Source organism: Bradyrhizobium sp. 197 (assembly GCF_023073375.1).
In the GTDB taxonomy this organism is placed as follows: domain Bacteria; phylum Pseudomonadota; class Alphaproteobacteria; order Rhizobiales; family Xanthobacteraceae; genus Bradyrhizobium.
In genome coordinates, this window is the sequence record NZ_JADPJJ010000092.1 from 308,609 (window position 1) to 325,901 (window position 17,293).

A 17,293-nucleotide genomic window follows, 5' to 3' on the forward strand; every position below is an offset into this window, starting at 1 on the left:
GGCCCGACAAATCTTCATCATGCGGCCCCGATATCAGCAACTTTGGTGAAATCGGGCGGGCGGCGCTCGGCGAAAGCGGTGAAGGCCTCGCGCGCCTCGGCGGTGCGCAGACGCAGTCCGAACTGCTCGCCCTCGGCGTTCATCTGCGCGACCAGCGCTTCGCCATTGCGCATCAGCTTCTTGGTGGCGGTGAGCGCGCCGGCCGGCTGACGGGCAAGACGCTGCGCCAGCGCGAGCGCCTCGGCATCGAGCTTGTCGAGCGGCACCACGCGGTTGGCGAGCCCCCATTCCAGCGCGGATTTGGCCGGCACCGTCTCGCCGAGCGCGAACATCTCGTAGGCGCGCGCGTGGCCGATGCGCGCCGGCATCAGCAGGCTGGACGCGGCCTCCGGCACCAGCGCCAGGCTGACGAAGGGCGTCGACAATTGCGCGTTGTCGGCGAGCACGACGAGGTCGCAATGCAGCAGCATCGTGGTGCCGACGCCGACGGCGCGGCCCTGCACGGCGGCAACCAGCGGCCGGGTGCAGCGCGCCAGCGACTGGATGAAGCGCACGACGTTGCGGCTTCCTTCCGACTTGCCCGCTGCGACCGCGGCGAATTCTCCGACGTCGTTGCCGGCGGTGAACATGTCTCCCTCGCCGCGGATCAGGATCACGCGGGCCGACGGATCGAACTCGGCGGATTCGATTGCATCGGCGAGCTTGCCGTACATCGCATCCGTCAGCGCGTTCTTCTTGTCGGGGCGCGCCAACGTGAGCGTGAGGATTTCGCCGTTGTTCTCGATCCGGACGTGCTCTGTCATGGGTCTCTCCTTTATTCTCTTGGAAATTTCTCTTGAATGCTCGTCAGCCAGCGCGTGACGATGTCGATCTCCGCGCTGGTAAATCCGTCCGTCAACGCCGCGTTGACCTCTGCCGCGTTGGCCTTCGCCTGTGCGAGCGCCGTGCGGCCCTTCGGCGTCAGCCAGACGCGCCAGGCGCGCCCGTCCTCGCGATCGGCGCGCCGCTCGATCAGTTTTGCAGCTGCCGTGCGGTCGACGAGGCCGGAAATGCCGGCGGGCCCCAGATCGAGCGCCGCGCCCGCCTCGCCCATCAGCACGCCGTCCTGCTTGCCGAGGATGAACAGCAGTCCCGCCTGCGCCGGCGTCACCTCGCTCGAAGGCTGCGCCGCCATCCAGCGCTGCAAGCGCCGCTGCGCAACGCTCAGCAGGTAGATCAGCCGATGATGCCTCGCGCCGGCTGCTTTAGTTCGCATGCGAAGTAGATAGCCGAGGCCGACCGAGTTGTCAAAAGGACTTGCTAGGCCGCCGCTGCGCGGCAGCCGCCGAGGAACAGAACCGCGCAGGTCTGCACCCGACGCTCGATCTGCTTGCGTGACGGCAGAGGCAGGCCGCCATAGATCGCCGCGCGTTGCGGCGCCGATGCGACCATGCCGATCAGCATGCCGGCGGCCTCGTCGACGTCGTCGAGCGCGATGAGCTTCTTCTTGACCTGGACTCGGAGCCAGCGCGCGAGCGCAGCGGCGGTTCGCGATATGCCGTTCCTGTAGAAATTGGCGGCGAGTTCGGGGAAAGCGGCCGATTCCTGAAGCACCATGCGCTGCAACGCCACGACCTCTGGATCGAGCGCAAGATCGGCGCAGGCCAGCAGCGCGGCGCGCAGGCCGACTTCAATGTCGACTTCGTCGCTGGCCTGGAGATCGACGGCAGAGAGCAACCGCTCGAGCCGGTCCGCGCACATCGCCTCGAACAGCACGGCCTTGCCCGGAAACAGCCGATAGAGTGTCTTGGTCGAGATGCCGGCGCCACGCGCCAGCTCTTCGGTACTGGTCGCGGCATAGCCGTCGACGGCGAAGGCGTGGCGGGCGGCCTCGAAGACGATCTGCTTCGTCTCCTCGTCGCTGCGCAATTGCGGCCGCCCGCGCGGGCGGCATTCACTTGATGGTTTTGCCTGAGCCATGCTTTTGAATGATGCCTGTCATTCCATTGACAGTCCCAAAGCTAGTTCTATTTTGGAAATCGTCAAGTTTCCTAATTCAGGGGAGCCGGCCATGACCGTGCACACCAACCCGTCCAAGTCCGAAGCCGTCGTGATTCCAGGCGATGCATTGGAGGGCATTCTGCCCGCCACGCAATCCCCCGCCCGCACAAGAAAGCTGAACCTTCGCAAGCTGTTGCTGGCAGGTGCGGCGGCTGCCGCGCTAGCCGGCGCAAGCTGGTACGGCTACGATTATTGGACGGTCGGCCGCTTCCTTGTCTCCACCGATGACGCCTATGTGAAGGCCGACAGCACAACCATCGCGCCGAAGGTCAGCGGCTATCTCGACCGCGTCCTGATTGGCGATAACGAGCATGTGAAGGCCGGCCAGGTACTCGCGAGGATCGACGACCGCGACTTCAAGGTCGCACTCGACCAGGCCAAGGCCGACGTCGCTGCCGCCAATGCAACAGTGACGAGCAAGGAAGCGCAGCTCGACGTGCAGCAGGCCGTGATCGCAGCGGCGAGAGCGACCATCGATGTCGACAATGCCGCGAAACTTTTCGCCAAGCAGGAGAACAAGCGCTACACCGATCTCGCGGCGACGGGCTTTGGCAGCGTGCAGAACGCGCAGCAGGCGCAGGCGCGCGACGCCGCCGCCGATGCGGCGATCCAGCGCGATATCGCCAATCTCACCTCCGCCTTGAAGCAGGTCGATCTCCTGAAGGCCGAGATCCTGCAGGCCAAGGCCGCGGCCGTCCGCGCAGACGCGCTCCAGCGCCAGGCCGAGCTCAATCTCGGCTACACCACGATCGTCTCGCCTATTGAAGGCGTGGTCGGCAATCGCAGCTTGCGCGTCGGCCAATACGTGCAGGCCGGAACGCAATTGATGTCGATCGTGCCGGCCGAGGGCACATATGTCGTCGCCAACTTCAAGGAGACGCAGCTCACCAACGTGAAATCCGGACAGGCCGTCGATATCGAGATCGACATGTTCCCGGGCCAAGTCGTGCACGGTCACGTCGATTCCATCGCACCCGCAAGTGGCCAGGAGTTCGCGCTGCTGCCGCCCGACAACGCCACCGGCAACTTCACCAAGGTGGTGCAGCGTATCCCCGTCAAGATCGCGCTCGACGCCCGGCACGGGCCCGCAATCGCGCTCCGGCCCGGCATGTCCGTGATCCCGACCATCGCAACACGTTCGACCGCGCCGACCGCCAATGCGGCCGCCGCGCCCAAAGCGAAGCTCGTCTCCGGAGGGTCGTGCCATGTCAAACAGCCTCTCACTTTCGACGCAAGCAACACCGGCCGCGACGTCTGATCGCCCGGTCGCCGATCCCAACCGTGCGAGTGCCGCGACCTGGATCGCCGTGCTTGCCGCCATGATCGGCTCGTTCATGGCGATCCTGAACATCCAGATCACCAACGCCTCGCTGCTCAACATCGAGGGCGGCATCGGCACCGGCGCCGACAACGGCTCCTGGATCTCGACGTCTTATCTGATCGGCGAGATCATCGTGATCCCGCTGACCGACTATCTGAGCCGCGTGTTCTCGTTCCGCCGCTACATGCTGGCGAGCGCGGTACTGTTTGCGGCGTTCTCCGTCGCCTGTGCCTTCACCCACGATCTGCCGTCGATGATCGCGATGCGCGGCTTGCAGGGCTTTGCCGGCGGCGTGCTGATCCCGATGGCGTTCACGCTGGTGCTGACCAAGCTGCCGAAGCCGCAGCAGCCCGTCGGGCTCGCGATCTTCGCGCTGTCGGTCACCTTTGCGCCGGCGATCGGTCCGACCATCGGCGGCTATTTCACGGAAAACTACGGCTGGCGCACCATCTTCTTCGTCAACGTGATCCCGACCGCTGTCATGGTGAGCGCGCTCTATCTGACGCTGGAGCGGCAGAAGATGCAGCTCGGCCTTCTGAAGGATGGTGACTGGGCCGGCATCGTCACCATGGCGATCGGTCTGTCGGCGCTGCAAGCCGTGCTCGAGGAAGGCAACAAGGACGACTGGTTTTCCTCACCCTTCATCATCAAGCTGGCGGTGATCGCGGCCGTCAGCCTCACGCTGTTCATCACGATCGAGCTCACGATCGAGAAGCCGCTGATCCGGTTGCGCCTGCTGACCCAACGCAATTTTGGCTTCGGTACCGTTGCCATGACCATGGTTGGCTTCGCGTTGTTCGGCTCGGTCTACATGCTGCCCGCCTATCTCGGCCAGGCGCAGGGCTACAATGCCGAGCAGATCGGCAATGTGCTGGCATGGACCGGCCTGCCCCAACTCGTGCTGATCCCGCTGATCCCGAAACTGATGCGGCGCTTCGACACGCGTTATATCGCGATCACCGGGCTTCTGATCTTCGCCTACAGCTGCTTCATGAACACGGCGATGTCCCCGGACTATGCCGGCGACCAGCTCTGGATCCCGAACATCGTGCGCGCCGTGGGGCAAGCCATGGTGCTGACGCCGCTGACCTCAGTCTTGACCGGCGGCATCGCACCGCAGGACGCGGCAGCGGCCTCCGGCATCAGTAACATGTTCCGCAACCTGGGCGGCGCGATCGGCACGGCGACGCTCGCCACCATCATCACCAAACGCGAGCAATTCCACTCCAACGTCATCGGCCAGTCGGTCACGCTCGGCCGCGAGGAAGTCCGCACCCGGATCGCGCAGATGACCGAGTATTTCATGGCGCATGGCGTCCCCGATCCGAACGCCGCGCGCGAGCAGGCCATCATCGCACTCGGCAAGACCGTGAAGCGCCAGGCGCTGGTGATGGGTTATTCCGACACGTTTGCCGTGATCGGCGTGGTGCTGGTGCTCGCCGCGATTGCGGTGCTGCTGACGCGGCGCGTGAAGGCGGCTGGCGGGCCAGCGCATTAGGACCTCGCCCATCACTCGCAGTTTGTCGCAGCTATCAGGCTTGACGGCCGCTTCTTTTTATGTTCTCTTTTCGTTCTTATCTATTTTAAGTTGTGTAAGGGCATTTGATGAACGAAATTGTGCCGATTCAACTCGTCCTGCATAACGACGGAGACGTTCCGCGCGAGTTTTTCGTCGACCTGTTGCGCCGTATCTTTGGCAAGTCGGAGGACGAGGCAGCCTCCGTCATGGCCAGCATCGAGAAGCACGCGACCGCTGTCTGTGGTCCTTATCCACCATCCGTTGCGGACGCACTACTGGAGTCTGCCCGGCGGCGCATCGCCTTCGCCGGCCATCCTCTCCTGATTACGAGCGAAACGGCGAAGCCGTGCTGCGGGCTTTGCGACCAGCCTACCGCAAAATCGGAAGTTCATTTGACGAACCGCACAGTCTGGCTGTGCGCCGAGTGCGTGCTCGCTGCAGCAGCCGCATCCCAAGAACTACCCGAGGAAGAGTTCAACTATGCGTTCGGTGTCTCGAATTGGCATTTCTCCGACTTCTCGCGTAGCCAGCTCGTAACCACCGTCCGCCAGTTTCCCGGCCACATGCGAGCAGACGTCCAGACTGCCATCGACCGTCTATTCGCCTCGCCGATCCGGTTGCTAGGCATCGCCGAGAATCGTCACGAAACAGTATCCGTGGCCCGACTGATGCAGAACGATAATTTCGCGGTGGCGATTGCACCACTTCAGTACAACGACGTGGACATTGGCGAGCAGGCACCGGCCAAGTGCCTCGACAATGGTCTCTGGCTTTGCTCTGCATCCGGCCTTCGCTACGCGGTGCTGCTGGCCGTTCATCGGGAATATAGCCGCGAGACCGGCGTGCGGATCGAAATCATGGTGCCGGCCGGGGTCGCGGGAGCAGCACTTGTCCAACAATGCTTCACCGCACTGGAGGACGCAGTGCAGGCCGCGCGCACCTATCGCGGCAAAATTTTATCGCTCGATGTCGATTCCGACTATCGCGGCCGTTCTCGCGGAATCACAGTGCACAGACTTCCCTCGGTCGGGCGTGACGAGGTGATCCTGCCCGAGCAGACGTTGCGACTACTCGATCGCAACGTATTGAACTTCGTAGGGACGCGAGACATGCTGCGCCACCTCGGGCAATCGACCCGCAAGGGCATTTTGCTCTACGGACCGCCCGGCACCGGCAAGACACACACCATTCGCTATCTTGCGACCCATCTGCCCGGACATACGACGCTAATCATCACGGCCGAGCAGATCGGCCTGCTCGGCGCCTATATGAATCTTGCCCGCCTCTTGCAGCCCGCCATGGTGGTTATCGAAGACGTCGACCTGATCGCACGGCAACGCGAGAGCATGAGCGGCTGCGAGGAACCGCTGCTCAATCGGCTCCTCAACGAAATGGACGGTTTGAAGCAGGACGCCGACATCCTGTTCGTGCTGACCACCAACCGTCCCCAGCAGCTTGAGAGCGCTCTCGCCGGTCGTCCCGGCCGCATCGATCAGGCCATCGAAGTGCCGCTCCCCGATGAGACCGGCCGCGGCAAGCTGGTCCGTCTCTATGGCAGAGGACTGCCGCTCGACGACGCGGTTATCGCCGAGGCGGCCCGGCGCAGCGCGGGTACAAGTTGCGCTTTTATCAAGGAGTTGATGCGACGGCTGGCGCAGGCGAGCCTCGCGCGCGATGGCGGTAACTTCGTCATTTCCACCGATATCGACGAGGCGCTGGACGACATGTTGTTTTCCGGCGGGCGGCTGAATGCACAGTTGCTGGGAGGCGCACAGGCGATGGCGGCGGGATGAGACCGCCGCAAACGCGGTCCGGCGTCCCCGGACCTCACGGCGCGCAGGTAAAGCTTGCCGCCTCCGTCACTGGGCCGCTCTTGTAGTGCGGCCAGGCCGGCCAGCGGCACAGCGGCAGCGCGCGAAGCGTCGCAAACGACGGTGCTTCGACCTTCTGCTCGGCGACTTCGAGGTCGCCGGGCGCCTTGTCCTTCTCGACCCAGTCGACCAGCGCGCTCAGCATGTCGATATTGGCCGGCGCGCCGGAGCCGACATGGTCGACGCCGGGCGCGGTGTAGAGCCGCGCGAACTCCGCCGTCTCGGCCTTGCCGAGCTTGCGTTCGACGCTCTCGAAATAGCGGATGCCGGCATAGGGGCTCTGCGCATAATCGGCCATGTGCTCGAGCATGATCAGCCGGCCGCCGCGGCTGCGAAAGCGGCTGAGATCGGGATCGGTGGAATCCATCAGGCTGGAGACCTCGAGCAACCGCGCCTTGTGCTGTTCGGGCTTGTACGTCGTCACGTCGAGCTTGGGATCGCGCGCGAACACATATTGAATCCCGCCGGCGCCGTAGATCCAGGCGATGCCGTTATTGGCCGCAGGCGGTTGCGCGGGCGGTGCCGTGCCGAGCCACCACGCGACCCAGCCGCCAGTCGGGCCAACCGCGGGCGTGTCCTCACCCGACACGCCCCAGCCCGGATAATCGTCGAGGCCGTTGGCCAGCGCGAACGGGAATTTGTAGGCGGTATGCAGCGTGTCGACCGCCTTGATCTGCGCGTCGGTGAGGCACTGGTCGCCCGTCTTACCGCTGGTGCAGCGCAGGGTCTCGACCTTGAACGCCGCCTTGCAGGCGACGGGGTCCTGCACCAGCGCGTCATCGGAGCCGTCGGCCTTGTCGCAAGCGGCCCGCACGGCGTCGCCCACGAGCTTCACCTGCTTCGGATTGATCCAGCCGTCGCCCATGGTCGCGAGACCCGAACGGGTGCCGGCATGCTGCAGCCCGACCCAATTGATGACGGGCACGCGGGCAAAAATGCCATCGAAATCGTCGGGATAGCGCTGCGCCATCGTCAGGCCTTCGCGGCCGCCTTCGGACGAACCCATGAAGTACATTTTCTCAGGCCTTTTGCCGTAGGCGCGCTCCATCAGCGCCACGGCCACGTCCCGCACCTTCTTGTAAGCGCGGTGCGCAAAATTCTCGAAGGCTTCGTCGTTGAGCGCAAAAAGCTGCGGCGGCTCGCCCGGCTTGGACTCATGTCCGGAATCGGTGCCATAGGTGACGAAGCCGCGCGCTAGCGGCGACGGCTTATCGAACGGATAGGCCGGCGGCAGCCCAAGGCCGGTGATCAGCACGCCGTTGAAGCCGCCGCCGCCATATTGCAGCGAGCGGCCGTTCCATTCGACGGGAAGATTGACCTGAAATTTGATCGGCGGCGCCTTGGGATCGGTGGGATCGATATGGCCGAGCACTTTGCAGAAGCCGGGATTGGCGGGCGTGACGCGCCCCGACGGCGTCGGGCCGCGTTCGGCCACGGCCAGTTGCGACGGCGCCTGCAACGTTGCGGAATCGATCTTCACGGCATCGGTCCCGCCGACGAGGCCCTTGCAGACCGCGTCTGCACTCTCGGCCATGGTCGCTGCCGACGCGCTGCTTGCGCCCAGCGCAGCTGCCGTACCTACAAGCAATGCACACAGCTTCGGACTCGCTCGCGTCATCGTTTTCACCCCGGCCTGTTGCGTTCGACAGTTGGCCGTATTGAATGCAACCTTCGCTCCTCCGTCAATCGCGCATGCCAGAATTCCGTTCAGAACGATCCCAACGCGCCGCCCAAAACGATCACGGCCACCAGCGCCAGCAGCGACGTCACGATGCCGACCATCACGATGTCGAAATAGCTGTCGCGATGGGTCAGGCCACAGATCGCGAGCAGGCTTACCACGGCACCATTGTGCGGCAGGATGTCCAGCGTCCCCGAGCCGATCACCGCGACGCGGTGCATCAGCGAGAGGTCGACGCCGGTGCGCGCGGCAAGGTCGACATAGATCGGGCCGAGAGCGTCGAGCGCGATGGTCAGGCCGCCCGACGCCGAGCCGGTCAGCGCAGCGAGAATGTTGGTGGCGACCGCGAGCGAGACCAGCGGACCGCCTTCGATCGCAAGCACCCAGTCGCGCACCGTTTCGAAAGCCGGCAGCGCCGCGATGACCGCGCCGAATCCGACGAGGCTTGCAACGCTGAGTGCGGGCAGGACCGATGCATTGGCGCCGGCGTCCATGGTCTGCCGCAACGAGGGAAGCCGGGTCCAGTTCAGCACGATGGTCGCGACGATGGCCGCGCCAAGTGCGACACTGACCGACCATACGCCGGCGACCGCGGCCAACGATATTCCGCCGAAGCGCTGCTCGCTCAGATACGACACATCGAGCCGCGGCAACACCAGGAGTGACATCACGAGATTGACGGCTACGACGACTGCCAGTGGCAGGATGGCGCTCGCTACCGGAGCAGCCCCGTCGCTGCGGCGACCGTGCCGGATCTCGGCCGGATCGAACTCGCGTGCGGTCGTCGCGCGCTCGCGGACCAGTTCGTCATCGGCGGCGTGCTCGGCCGCGCCCCGCACGTCCTCGCCATAACCTTCTCCGGCACGGCGGGCCGCAGCCTCGGCTCGCTGCAGCCACCATAGGCCCGCGCCGAGCATGATGAAGGACGCGACGATACCGAGGCCTGGCGCGGCAAACGGCGTGGTGCCGAAGAACGGCATCGGTATCGCGTTCTGGATCGACGGCGTGCCCGGCAGGGCCGACATGGTGAAGGTCGACGTCCCGAGCACGATCGCGGCCGGAATCAGCCGGCGCGGAATCGCGGCCGCGCGGAACAGTGACTGGGCCATCGGAACGATGACGAAGAACGCGACGAACAGGCTCACGCCGCCATAGGTGACAAGCGCGCCGGCCAGCACGACCGCGAGAATCACGCGTCGCTCGCCGAGGCATTGCGCCATGAAGCCCGCCACGGCCCTCACCGCGCCGCTGTCGTCCATCAACTTGCCGAAGACGGCGCCGAGCAGGAAGATCGGGAAGAACTGCGCCAGAAACCCCGCCGCATTCACCATGAAGATCTGGGTCAGGTTCGCGAGCAGCGGCTCGCCGCCGAACAGCGCCGCGACGAGCGCAGCGAACGGCGCGAGCAGCAGGACGCTCCAGCCGCGGAAGGCAAACAGGACGAGCAGACCGAGCCCGACGAGAATACCGAGAAGACCCACGCCTCAGCACTCCGCCAGGAGGACGTCGAGATCGGCGGTCGAACGCTGGCCGATATCGGCGCCGTGCTCGTCGAGAAACGTCTGCGCCGCCAGACGTCCCTCGGCGCGCAGCATCGAGACGAACTCCCATTCCGCGTTGAGCTTCGACGACGCCCCGAACTTCGCCAGCATGTCACTCTTGACGCGGTGGGTCCGCATCTTTGCCCAGCGCGCGCCCTCGCCGCTGCCGGGATCCGCCGCCTGGCGCAGCAGCGCGATCATGCGCAGCTCCTTCATCAGCGGCGAATTGAACGAGATCTCGTTCAGACGGTTGAGAATCTCCGCAGCCGTCCGCGGCTCCTCGAACGTTTCAGTCGGATTGATCTGCACCAGGATGGTGTCGTGCGCATCGCTCTCGCGCACCAGCGGCGTGATCGTCGGGTTGCCGGCATAGCCGCCGTCCCAATAGGGCTCGCCGTCGATCTCGACCGCCCGGAACATGGTCGGCAGGCAGGCCGATGCCAGCAACACATCCGCCGTGATCTCCGCGTTGCGGAAGATGCGTCCGCGCCCAGTGCGCACCCGCGTCGCGGTGATGAACAGCTTGATGGGTGAGCTCGCGAGCCGCTCGAAATCGATGCTCTCGGCCAGCACTGCGCGCAGCGGATTGTAACCGGTCGGATTGAGATCGTAGGGCGACAGCACCCGCGACATCAGGTCGGTCAGGATGTAGAAGGGCGACGTGTCGAGCGTCCAGCGCCCCATCAGCCGGTCGAGCGGCGAGCGCTGGAGCGGACTGAAGGCCGCGGCCTTCGAAACGCGGCGCCAGTATCTTTCGAGCGCGTCGCGCGCGCCCTCGGCGCCACCCGCGATCCAGCCATCCGCCAGCACGGCCGCATTCATCGCGCCCGCGGATGTCCCGGAGATCGCGGCGATGGTGAGCCACTTTTCTTCCAGGAGACGGTCGAGCACGCCCCAGGCGAAGGCGCCGTGCGAACCGCCGCCTTGAAGCGCGAGATCGATCAGTACGGCGTCCCGTTCCATGGCGGTACTCACGCAACTGAAACTCAAATTCGACGCGATTTGTCACACGTGGTCGAACACCATGGCGTACTGTAGAGAGCTTTTGCTGCGAGATGCAACTGGAACGTGGGACCTCCCGCGATCTAGCCTAGTGCTCGAACACCAGCCGCGCGCCGACCGTGCCGTCGAGGGCGCGGATCTGCTCCAGCAGCGCGCCTGAATCCTGGCCGCCGAGGTCGGCGTCGAGCACGACGTAACCGAGGTCGCCGGCGGTCTCCAGATATTGCGCGGCGATGTTGATGTCGCGCTGGAGGAAGACCTCGTTCAGCCGGCGCAGCATGCCCGGCACGTTGCGATGGACGTGGCTGAAGCGCGCGCCGGAGGGCCGCAAATGCAGCTGCACCTCCGGGAAATTCACCGCCCCCGTGGTCGAGCCGGTGATGAAAAAATCGACCAGCTTGCGCGCCACCTCGCCGCCGATGCGCTCCTGCGCCTCCTCGGTCGAGCCGCCGATATGCGGGGTGAGGATGACGTTGCCGAGGCCCTGCACCGGGCTCTTGAAGCGGTCTGAATTCGAGGACGGCTCGACCGGAAACACGTCGATGGCGGCGCCGGCGAGATGGCCATCGCGCAGGGCCGCCGCCAGTGCTTCGAGATCGACGACGGTGCCGCGGCTGTTGTTGATCAGGAGGGAGCCGGGCTTCATCGCCCGCAGCTCCTTCTCGCCGATCATGCCTGATGTCTCCGGCGTCTCCGGCACGTGCAGGCTGACGACGTCGCTCTGCGCCAGCAGCTCTTCCAGCTTCTCGACCGGTTCGGTGTTGCCGTGACGGAGCTTGTCGGTGCGGTCGAAATAGATCACGCGCATGCCGATCGCCTCGGCCAGCGTCGAGAGCTGCGAGCCGATATTGCCGTAACCGATAATGCCGAGGGTGCGGCCGCGTACCTCGCGGCTGCCGGTCGCCGACTTGTCCCAGCCGCCCTCATGCGCCGACACCGAGCGCGGGAAGATGCGCCGAAGCAGCATCACGATCTCGCCGATCACGAGCTCGGCGACGCTGCGCGTGTTGGAGAACGGCGCGTTGAACACGGGAATGCCGCGCTTGCGCGCCGCCAGCAGATCGACCTGGTTGGTGCCGACGCTGAAGCAGCCGACGGCGAGAAGCTGGTCGGTTGCCGCGAGCACCTCATCGGTGATCTGGGTGCGCGAGCGGATGCCGAGCAGCGACACGCCCTTGAGCGCCCGCCGCAAATCTTCGCCGTCCAGCGCCTTGGTCAGGCGCTCGACATTGGTGAAACCCGCAGTTCTGAACAGGTCCACGGCGCTGTCGTTGACGCCTTCGAGCAGCAGCGCCTTCGCGTTCCGCTCAGGGCTTTGGCCTGGGGCTGGCATGAAATCTCCGTGGGTCACAGCTTTGCCGCAGCTCATAGACCGCGGCGGATGCGCAGCACAATAGGGTTGGGATACGGGGAGAAGATGGCGGGGCGGTCGTCAGATCACGTAAAACCCGTGCGTTCCGTCAAGACGCAGTTGTTCGACCAGGCCGTATTCCCATTCGAGATAGGCCTGCATCGCACGCTCGTCGACGCCGGTGCCTTCATAGGGGCGGCGGTAGCGGTGGGCGGGGTCGGGCTTGGGCAGGACGCGCGGCGGGCCGATTTCGAGCGCGCCGTCATAGCCGCCTTCCCGCACATGGACCTCCCAGCCCATCTGCGCGAGCCAGGACGCCGTCATGTCGGCGCGGACGCTCTTGTCGTCGGTCAGAACAATGTGCGCGCCGCGCACCGGTGCGGCCATATCGGTTTCCTGGACGAGCTGGCCGCCGGGATAGTGGCGGAAGCCCGGAAGATGGCCAGCGGCATATTCTTCCGCGTCGCGCACGTCGAAGCGATAGAGCGTGCGATCGGTCTGCGCGACAAGCGCAGCCATCTCGCGCGCGCCGATATGGCGGACACCGGCGCGATAGGCGACATCGCGTGCATTGGCCGGGCCGCTTTCGAATGGGCCGATCGCGCCGCGCCGGTCGGCACCGTGGTCGAGCGTATGCCGCGCCAAGGTCCAGCCGATGGTGCCATTGCGCAGCGCGCGGACCTTGTTCGGCACGCCGGCATTGATCAGCGATTGCGTGCCGATGATCGAGCGGGTGCGGCCGGCGCAATTGACGATGATGGTGGTCTCGGCATCAGGCACGGCCTGGCCCGCCCGCAGCACCAGCTCCGCGCCGGGCACGCTGACCGAGCCCGGAATGTTCATGGTGGCGTATTCGTCGAAGCGGCGAACGTCGAGGATGGCGATGTTGGCCTTGTCCGCGATGAGTTTTGCCACCTCGTCGGCACTGAACGAGGGCGTGTGCCTGCGCGATTCGACCAGCTCGCCAAAGGCCTTGGAGTAGGAGTTGACGTCCTCGAATACTTGATAACCCGCCGCGCGCCAGGCCTTCAGCCCGCCGTCGAGCGCACAAATATTGGTATAGCCGAGGGCGGCAAGCCGTTCGGCGCCGGGCGCGAGGAGCCCCTCCCCGTCATCATAGAGCACGATCGGCACATTTTTACGCGGCAGCTTCACCTCGGCTTCGACCGCGATCCGGTCCGCGGCCATGTTGGCGGCGAACAGCGGATGACCGGTGGCGAAACCAGCCTCATGCCTGAGATCGAGCAGCGCGATCTCCTCGCGCAACATCAGTGCGCGGCGGATATCGGCGGGGGTGACGGTGGGAATCGTCATGGGCGGCTAACCATGGAGGGTTTCGGACAGGAGCGTTTTTGGCCGATCGGCGCCCGATTGACCAGCACAATCGAGGCATACTGTCCCTGCTTGGCAATGCCGCAAATCCCAGTCGTCCGCACAAAGAATCGTTTTTTCTGCAGGATCAGACGGGCTACAGTTCTGCCTCAGGCTGGGGGGCGCACGATGAGAATCATGAAATTCCTGATAATCTTCCTCGTGCTGCCAAGCATGGCGATGGCGACATTGACCGATGCAGAGCGAAAATCACAATTTGAACGAGCGATGGCTGCGATTATCGCGGCGGCAACCCCCGCTTTGAACACCTCTCGCGATACGCTGATCAAGGACTACGTCGTCTGTAAGTCCAACAAGGGACAAGCCGTAGAACTTATCGGCGGAAGCTATTTTCGTTCTTGCGAGCATGAAGACGCGTCTGTCACCGGCGACCGTTCGCTCGAAGCGTGTCAGCTGCGCTACGGCAAGCCATGCGCTCTGCTGGCTGTGAATGAGGAGATCGTTGTGGAGGGCGAGCTGATGTCGAAAGACATGCCGCGGCTGCACTATGCAGGCAAATACGACTTGTCGCAGATTCCGATCATCCGGCGGATCACGCGGCAGCGCCCTGAGGTGCAGAACTACGACAAGGCCATGGAGCCCAAGGCGATCGCGATCCATCCCTGGGGCAAGCTGTTCATCTCGGCAGGGGATCCCAGCCTGAAGGACGCTCAAACCTCTGCGCTGGCGAAATGTAACAGCGATCCCGCGCGGAATGGCCGAGATGGCGGCTGCTTCGTCTACGCCATCAACACCGAGGTCGTCATCGACGAACGGCGCATGCAGGCGAAATGACATGAGGACGGCGGGCCATCCGGGCGCCGCAGCTTACGGCGCGACAGATAGAGCAGGACGTCGGTGACCGCGAACTGCGGCATCAGCGCAGCCGCGAGCATCAACGCGAGCTTGCCGGGCCAGCCCAGAAATGCGCCGCGATGGATGTCGCGCAAGTTCGCGATGATCTTCTCGCCGAACGTCTTGTCGGCGTAGCGTTCCGCGAAAACGAATTTGGCCGGTGACGGCATCGACGCGGAATTCGCGGCCACGCACCGCGGCGGACGGGCCGGTCGCCAGCGCGCGAATTCGCGGCAACGTCTCGCGGTTTTGCGCGATCTCACGCGATGGCGGGAACCATCAGCTCGTCGAGCTTCCGCTTGAGCGCGGTGCCGTCGGACAAGGCCCGGAGCGGCGGCCGCACGCGCAGCCAGCTCGCATCGCCCGTCTGTGCCGCGAGGATGGCTTTCAGCGTCGTGAGGAAGGATGAGGATTTCACCACGATGTCGACCGCGGCCTGCATGCGTGCTTCGACATCCTTGCCGTCGATCATTGCCTTGACTAGCTCCGGCGCGATGTTGGCCATGCCGCAGATGGTGCCGACACCGCCGGCGGCGATCGCGCGGGCAATGTCGGTTTCGTTGCCGACGGTAATGGCGAGCTCGGGGGCGGCGGCACGGAACGCCTGGAACTGCTTGAAGTCGCCGCTGGAGTCTTTCAGCCCAGCAACCATCCTGCCGTAGCGCTTGCGCAAATTCCCAGCCACGCTGGTCGGGATCGCAACACCCGAGATCTGCGGGATATGATAGAGGTAGGCACGCAGGCGATCGTCGGCGACGCCATTGAGGATCGACGCAAAGGCATCTTCGATGCCTTCAGGGCTGACGCTACGGTCGAAGTAAGGCGGCAACAACAGCACGTGGCGCAGGCCGAGACCGAGCACGGCGCGCGTCAGCGCGATGCTGTCGCTGATCGCGGGGAAGCCGCCGCCGATTCCAATTCGTTCCGGCGCCACCCCGGCCTTGAGCACGGCCTCGATGGTCGCGACGCGTTCGGTGACATTGAAGGAGGTGCCCTCGCCGGTGGTGCCGAACAGCACGACGCCATCGACGCCCTTGCCGAAGAGTTGCTTGGCGTGAGCGGCGAGCTTTGCTGAGTCCACGCTGCCGTCGGTTGCCAGCGGCGTCGCTGACGCTACCCAGAACCCGCGAATTGCCTCCGTCATCACACCCACCTGTTGCTGCGGCTTCGGGCCAAGCCTCGGATCTTGAAGGATCTGAGGAGGGTTTCCCGAGCCTTGTTTTTGCTTTACTTTTCGTCTTGTACCTTACATACAAGAAAGGCGCAAATCTTTTCCGCCATCCCGGCGCGCATGAGACGCAGCCAGATTCCGAGGAGGTCTCGCATGAACATGGTGACCCCCATTGGGCGGCCCGACCATTTGCTCGGCGCGTTGCGCGACAAGCTCGGCGCCGCCGCCGTGCTTGTTGGCGCCGACGTGCCTGCCCGCAATTGCAACGACTGGAGCGCGAGCCTGCCGCAAACGCCGCTCGCGGTGATCCGGCCGGTCGACGCGCAAGGCGTTGCGGATGCGATCGCGACCTGCCGGCAGGCGCATCTGCCGTTCGTGCCGCAGGGCGGATTGACCGGGCTGTGCCGCGGCGCATCGCCGGAAGCAGGTTGGGTCGCGATCTCGCTGGAGCGCATGAGCGGCATCGAGGAGATCGATCATGCGTCGATGACGATGACGGTGAAGTCAGGCACGCCGCTGGAGACGATCCAGAAGGCCGCCGACGAAGCCGGGTTTTTCTTTCCGCTCGACCTCGGCTCGCGCGGCTCCTGCGCGATCGGCGGCAACCTCTCGACCAATGCCGGCGGCAATCGCGTGATCCGCTACGGCATGACGCGCGAGCTGGTGCTCGGGCTCGAAGTCGTGCTGCCCGACGGCACCATCATCACCAGCCTCAACAAGCTGATGAAGAACAATGCCGGCTACGATCTGAAACATCTGTTTATCGGCTCGGAAGGCACGCTCGGCATCATCACCCGCGTGGTGCTGCGGCTGTTCCCGAAACCGCGCTCGACCATGGCCGCGCTCTGCGCGCTCAAGGACTATGCCGCCGTGATTGCGCTGCTCGGCGCCGCGCGCAGCGGGCTCGGCCCGCTGCTGTCGGCGTTCGAGGTGATGTGGCCGGATTACTGGGACGTGATCACGAATCGCGCCGGCGTCAAGCCGCCGGTCGCCGCAGGCCACGGCCTCTACGTGCTGGTGGAAGCGCAAGGCACCGACGAGAGCGTCGACGCGCCGCGCTTCCAGAACTGGCTCGAACAGCTGATGGAACGCGGGCTGCTCGCCGACGCCGCCGTGGCGAAATCGCTGGCGCAGACGCAAAGCTTCTGGCGCGTGCGCGACATCTGCGCCGAGTTCGGCCAGGTGCTGGGGCCGCACATCTCCTACGACATCGGGCTTGCGGTGGCGCGGATGGACGAGTTCGTCACGCGCTGCAAGGCCGCGCTGGCTGACGGCATCGAGGGATGCGAGAGCGTCTATTACGGCCATATCGGCGACGGCAATCTGCATCTCGTCTCCTGGGTGACCGGCCTTGCCGTCGAGCAGCAGCCGAAGGAAGCGATGGACGCGATCATCTACGGTCTCGTGCGCGAGATGGGCGGCAGCGTCTCCGCCGAGCACGGCATCGGCACGCTGAAGAAGAAGTGGCTGGGGCATGCCCGGAGCGAGGCCGAGATCGCGCTGATGCGGACGCTGAAGGCCGCGCTCGATCCCGACCATCTGCTCAATCCCGGCAAGGTGATCTGAGGGA

Annotated in this window: 15 protein-coding genes; 5 read left to right on the forward strand and 10 right to left on the reverse strand. The window is 64.9% G+C overall.

Features of this window, described 5'->3' with window-relative positions:
* Positions 1-17: 17 nt before the first annotated feature.
* The 3 genes from IVB27_RS21955 to IVB27_RS21965 are packed head-to-tail and all read right to left on the reverse strand — an operon-like array spanning position 18 to position 1,908.
* Positions 18-803 carry an enoyl-CoA hydratase gene (locus IVB27_RS21955; protein WP_247445301.1) on the reverse strand — a complete coding sequence of 262 codons (786 nt, stop codon included), beginning with the start codon at positions 801-803 and terminating at the stop codon, positions 18-20.
* Positions 804-814: 11 nt separating this feature from the next.
* Positions 815-1,255 carry a MarR family winged helix-turn-helix transcriptional regulator gene (locus tag IVB27_RS21960; protein WP_247351374.1) on the reverse strand — a complete coding sequence of 147 codons (441 nt, stop codon included), beginning with the start codon at positions 1,253-1,255 and terminating at the stop codon, positions 815-817.
* Between the two features lie 44 nt (positions 1,256-1,299).
* The gene (locus IVB27_RS21965) at positions 1,300-1,908 is read right to left on the reverse strand and encodes a TetR/AcrR family transcriptional regulator (RefSeq protein WP_345946905.1); all 609 of its coding nucleotides are present in this window, start codon (positions 1,906-1,908) and stop codon (positions 1,300-1,302) included.
* Between the two features lie 142 nt (positions 1,909-2,050).
* On the opposite strand from IVB27_RS21965, the gene IVB27_RS21970 reads away from it, so the two are divergent.
* The 3 genes from IVB27_RS21970 (at position 2,051) to IVB27_RS21980 (ending at position 6,673) form a co-directional block, all read left to right on the forward strand.
* Positions 2,051-3,298 (forward strand): HlyD family secretion protein, encoded by a 1,248-nt coding sequence (locus IVB27_RS21970; protein WP_247445302.1) that lies wholly within the window; start codon positions 2,051-2,053, stop codon positions 3,296-3,298.
* Positions 3,246-4,859 carry a DHA2 family efflux MFS transporter permease subunit gene (locus IVB27_RS21975; protein ID WP_256468459.1) on the forward strand — a complete coding sequence of 538 codons (1,614 nt, stop codon included), beginning with the start codon at positions 3,246-3,248 and terminating at the stop codon, positions 4,857-4,859. Before IVB27_RS21970 ends, IVB27_RS21975 begins: the two co-directional genes overlap by 53 nt.
* A 107-nt stretch (positions 4,860-4,966) precedes the next feature.
* The gene (locus IVB27_RS21980; RefSeq protein WP_247445303.1) at positions 4,967-6,673 is read left to right on the forward strand and encodes an ATP-dependent Clp protease adaptor ClpS; all 1,707 of its coding nucleotides are present in this window, start codon (positions 4,967-4,969) and stop codon (positions 6,671-6,673) included.
* 34 nt (positions 6,674-6,707) lie between these two features.
* On the opposite strand, the gene IVB27_RS21985 is transcribed toward IVB27_RS21980, so the two are convergent.
* The 5 genes from IVB27_RS21985 to IVB27_RS22005 all read right to left on the reverse strand — a co-directional run bounded on the left by IVB27_RS21985 (position 6,708) and on the right by IVB27_RS22005 (position 13,640).
* Positions 6,708-8,369, reverse strand: a complete 1,662-nt coding sequence (locus IVB27_RS21985) for a tannase/feruloyl esterase family alpha/beta hydrolase (RefSeq protein ID WP_247445304.1) — start codon at positions 8,367-8,369, stop codon at positions 6,708-6,710.
* Between the two features lie 89 nt (positions 8,370-8,458).
* Positions 8,459-9,913, reverse strand: a complete 1,455-nt coding sequence (locus tag IVB27_RS21990) for a GntP family permease (protein ID WP_247445305.1) — start codon at positions 9,911-9,913, stop codon at positions 8,459-8,461.
* Between the two features lie 3 nt (positions 9,914-9,916).
* Positions 9,917-10,936, reverse strand: a complete 1,020-nt coding sequence (locus tag IVB27_RS21995; RefSeq protein WP_247445306.1) for a patatin-like phospholipase family protein — start codon at positions 10,934-10,936, stop codon at positions 9,917-9,919.
* Between the two features lie 127 nt (positions 10,937-11,063).
* On the reverse strand, positions 11,064-12,308 hold the full coding sequence (serA, locus tag IVB27_RS22000; RefSeq protein WP_247445307.1) for a phosphoglycerate dehydrogenase: 1,245 nt from the start codon (positions 12,306-12,308) through the stop codon (positions 11,064-11,066).
* Positions 12,309-12,407: 99 nt separating this feature from the next.
* The gene (locus tag IVB27_RS22005; RefSeq protein ID WP_247445308.1) at positions 12,408-13,640 is read right to left on the reverse strand and encodes a rhodanese-like domain-containing protein; all 1,233 of its coding nucleotides are present in this window, start codon (positions 13,638-13,640) and stop codon (positions 12,408-12,410) included.
* 12 nt (positions 13,641-13,652) lie between these two features.
* Here IVB27_RS22005 and IVB27_RS22010 point away from each other — a divergent pair, with 12 nt between their 5' ends.
* Positions 13,653-14,492 carry a hypothetical protein gene (locus IVB27_RS22010; protein WP_247445309.1) on the forward strand — a complete coding sequence of 280 codons (840 nt, stop codon included), beginning with the start codon at positions 13,653-13,655 and terminating at the stop codon, positions 14,490-14,492.
* Here the strand turns inward: IVB27_RS22010 and IVB27_RS22015 are convergent.
* Both IVB27_RS22015 and IVB27_RS22020 read right to left on the reverse strand, forming a co-directional pair.
* Positions 14,438-14,815, reverse strand: a complete 378-nt coding sequence (locus IVB27_RS22015; RefSeq protein WP_247445310.1) for a PepSY domain-containing protein — start codon at positions 14,813-14,815, stop codon at positions 14,438-14,440. The two genes, IVB27_RS22010 and IVB27_RS22015, sit on opposite strands and share 55 nt — an antisense overlap.
* Positions 14,812-15,696 carry a dihydrodipicolinate synthase family protein gene (locus tag IVB27_RS22020; protein ID WP_247445312.1) on the reverse strand — a complete coding sequence of 295 codons (885 nt, stop codon included), beginning with the start codon at positions 15,694-15,696 and terminating at the stop codon, positions 14,812-14,814. Before IVB27_RS22020 ends, IVB27_RS22015 begins: the two co-directional genes overlap by 4 nt.
* A 180-nt stretch (positions 15,697-15,876) precedes the next feature.
* On the opposite strand from IVB27_RS22020, the gene IVB27_RS22025 reads away from it, so the two are divergent.
* A complete protein-coding gene (locus tag IVB27_RS22025) occupies positions 15,877-17,289 on the forward strand; it encodes an FAD-binding oxidoreductase (RefSeq protein ID WP_247445313.1) in 1,413 nt (470 codons plus the stop codon).
* Positions 17,290-17,293: the final 4 nt, after the last annotated feature.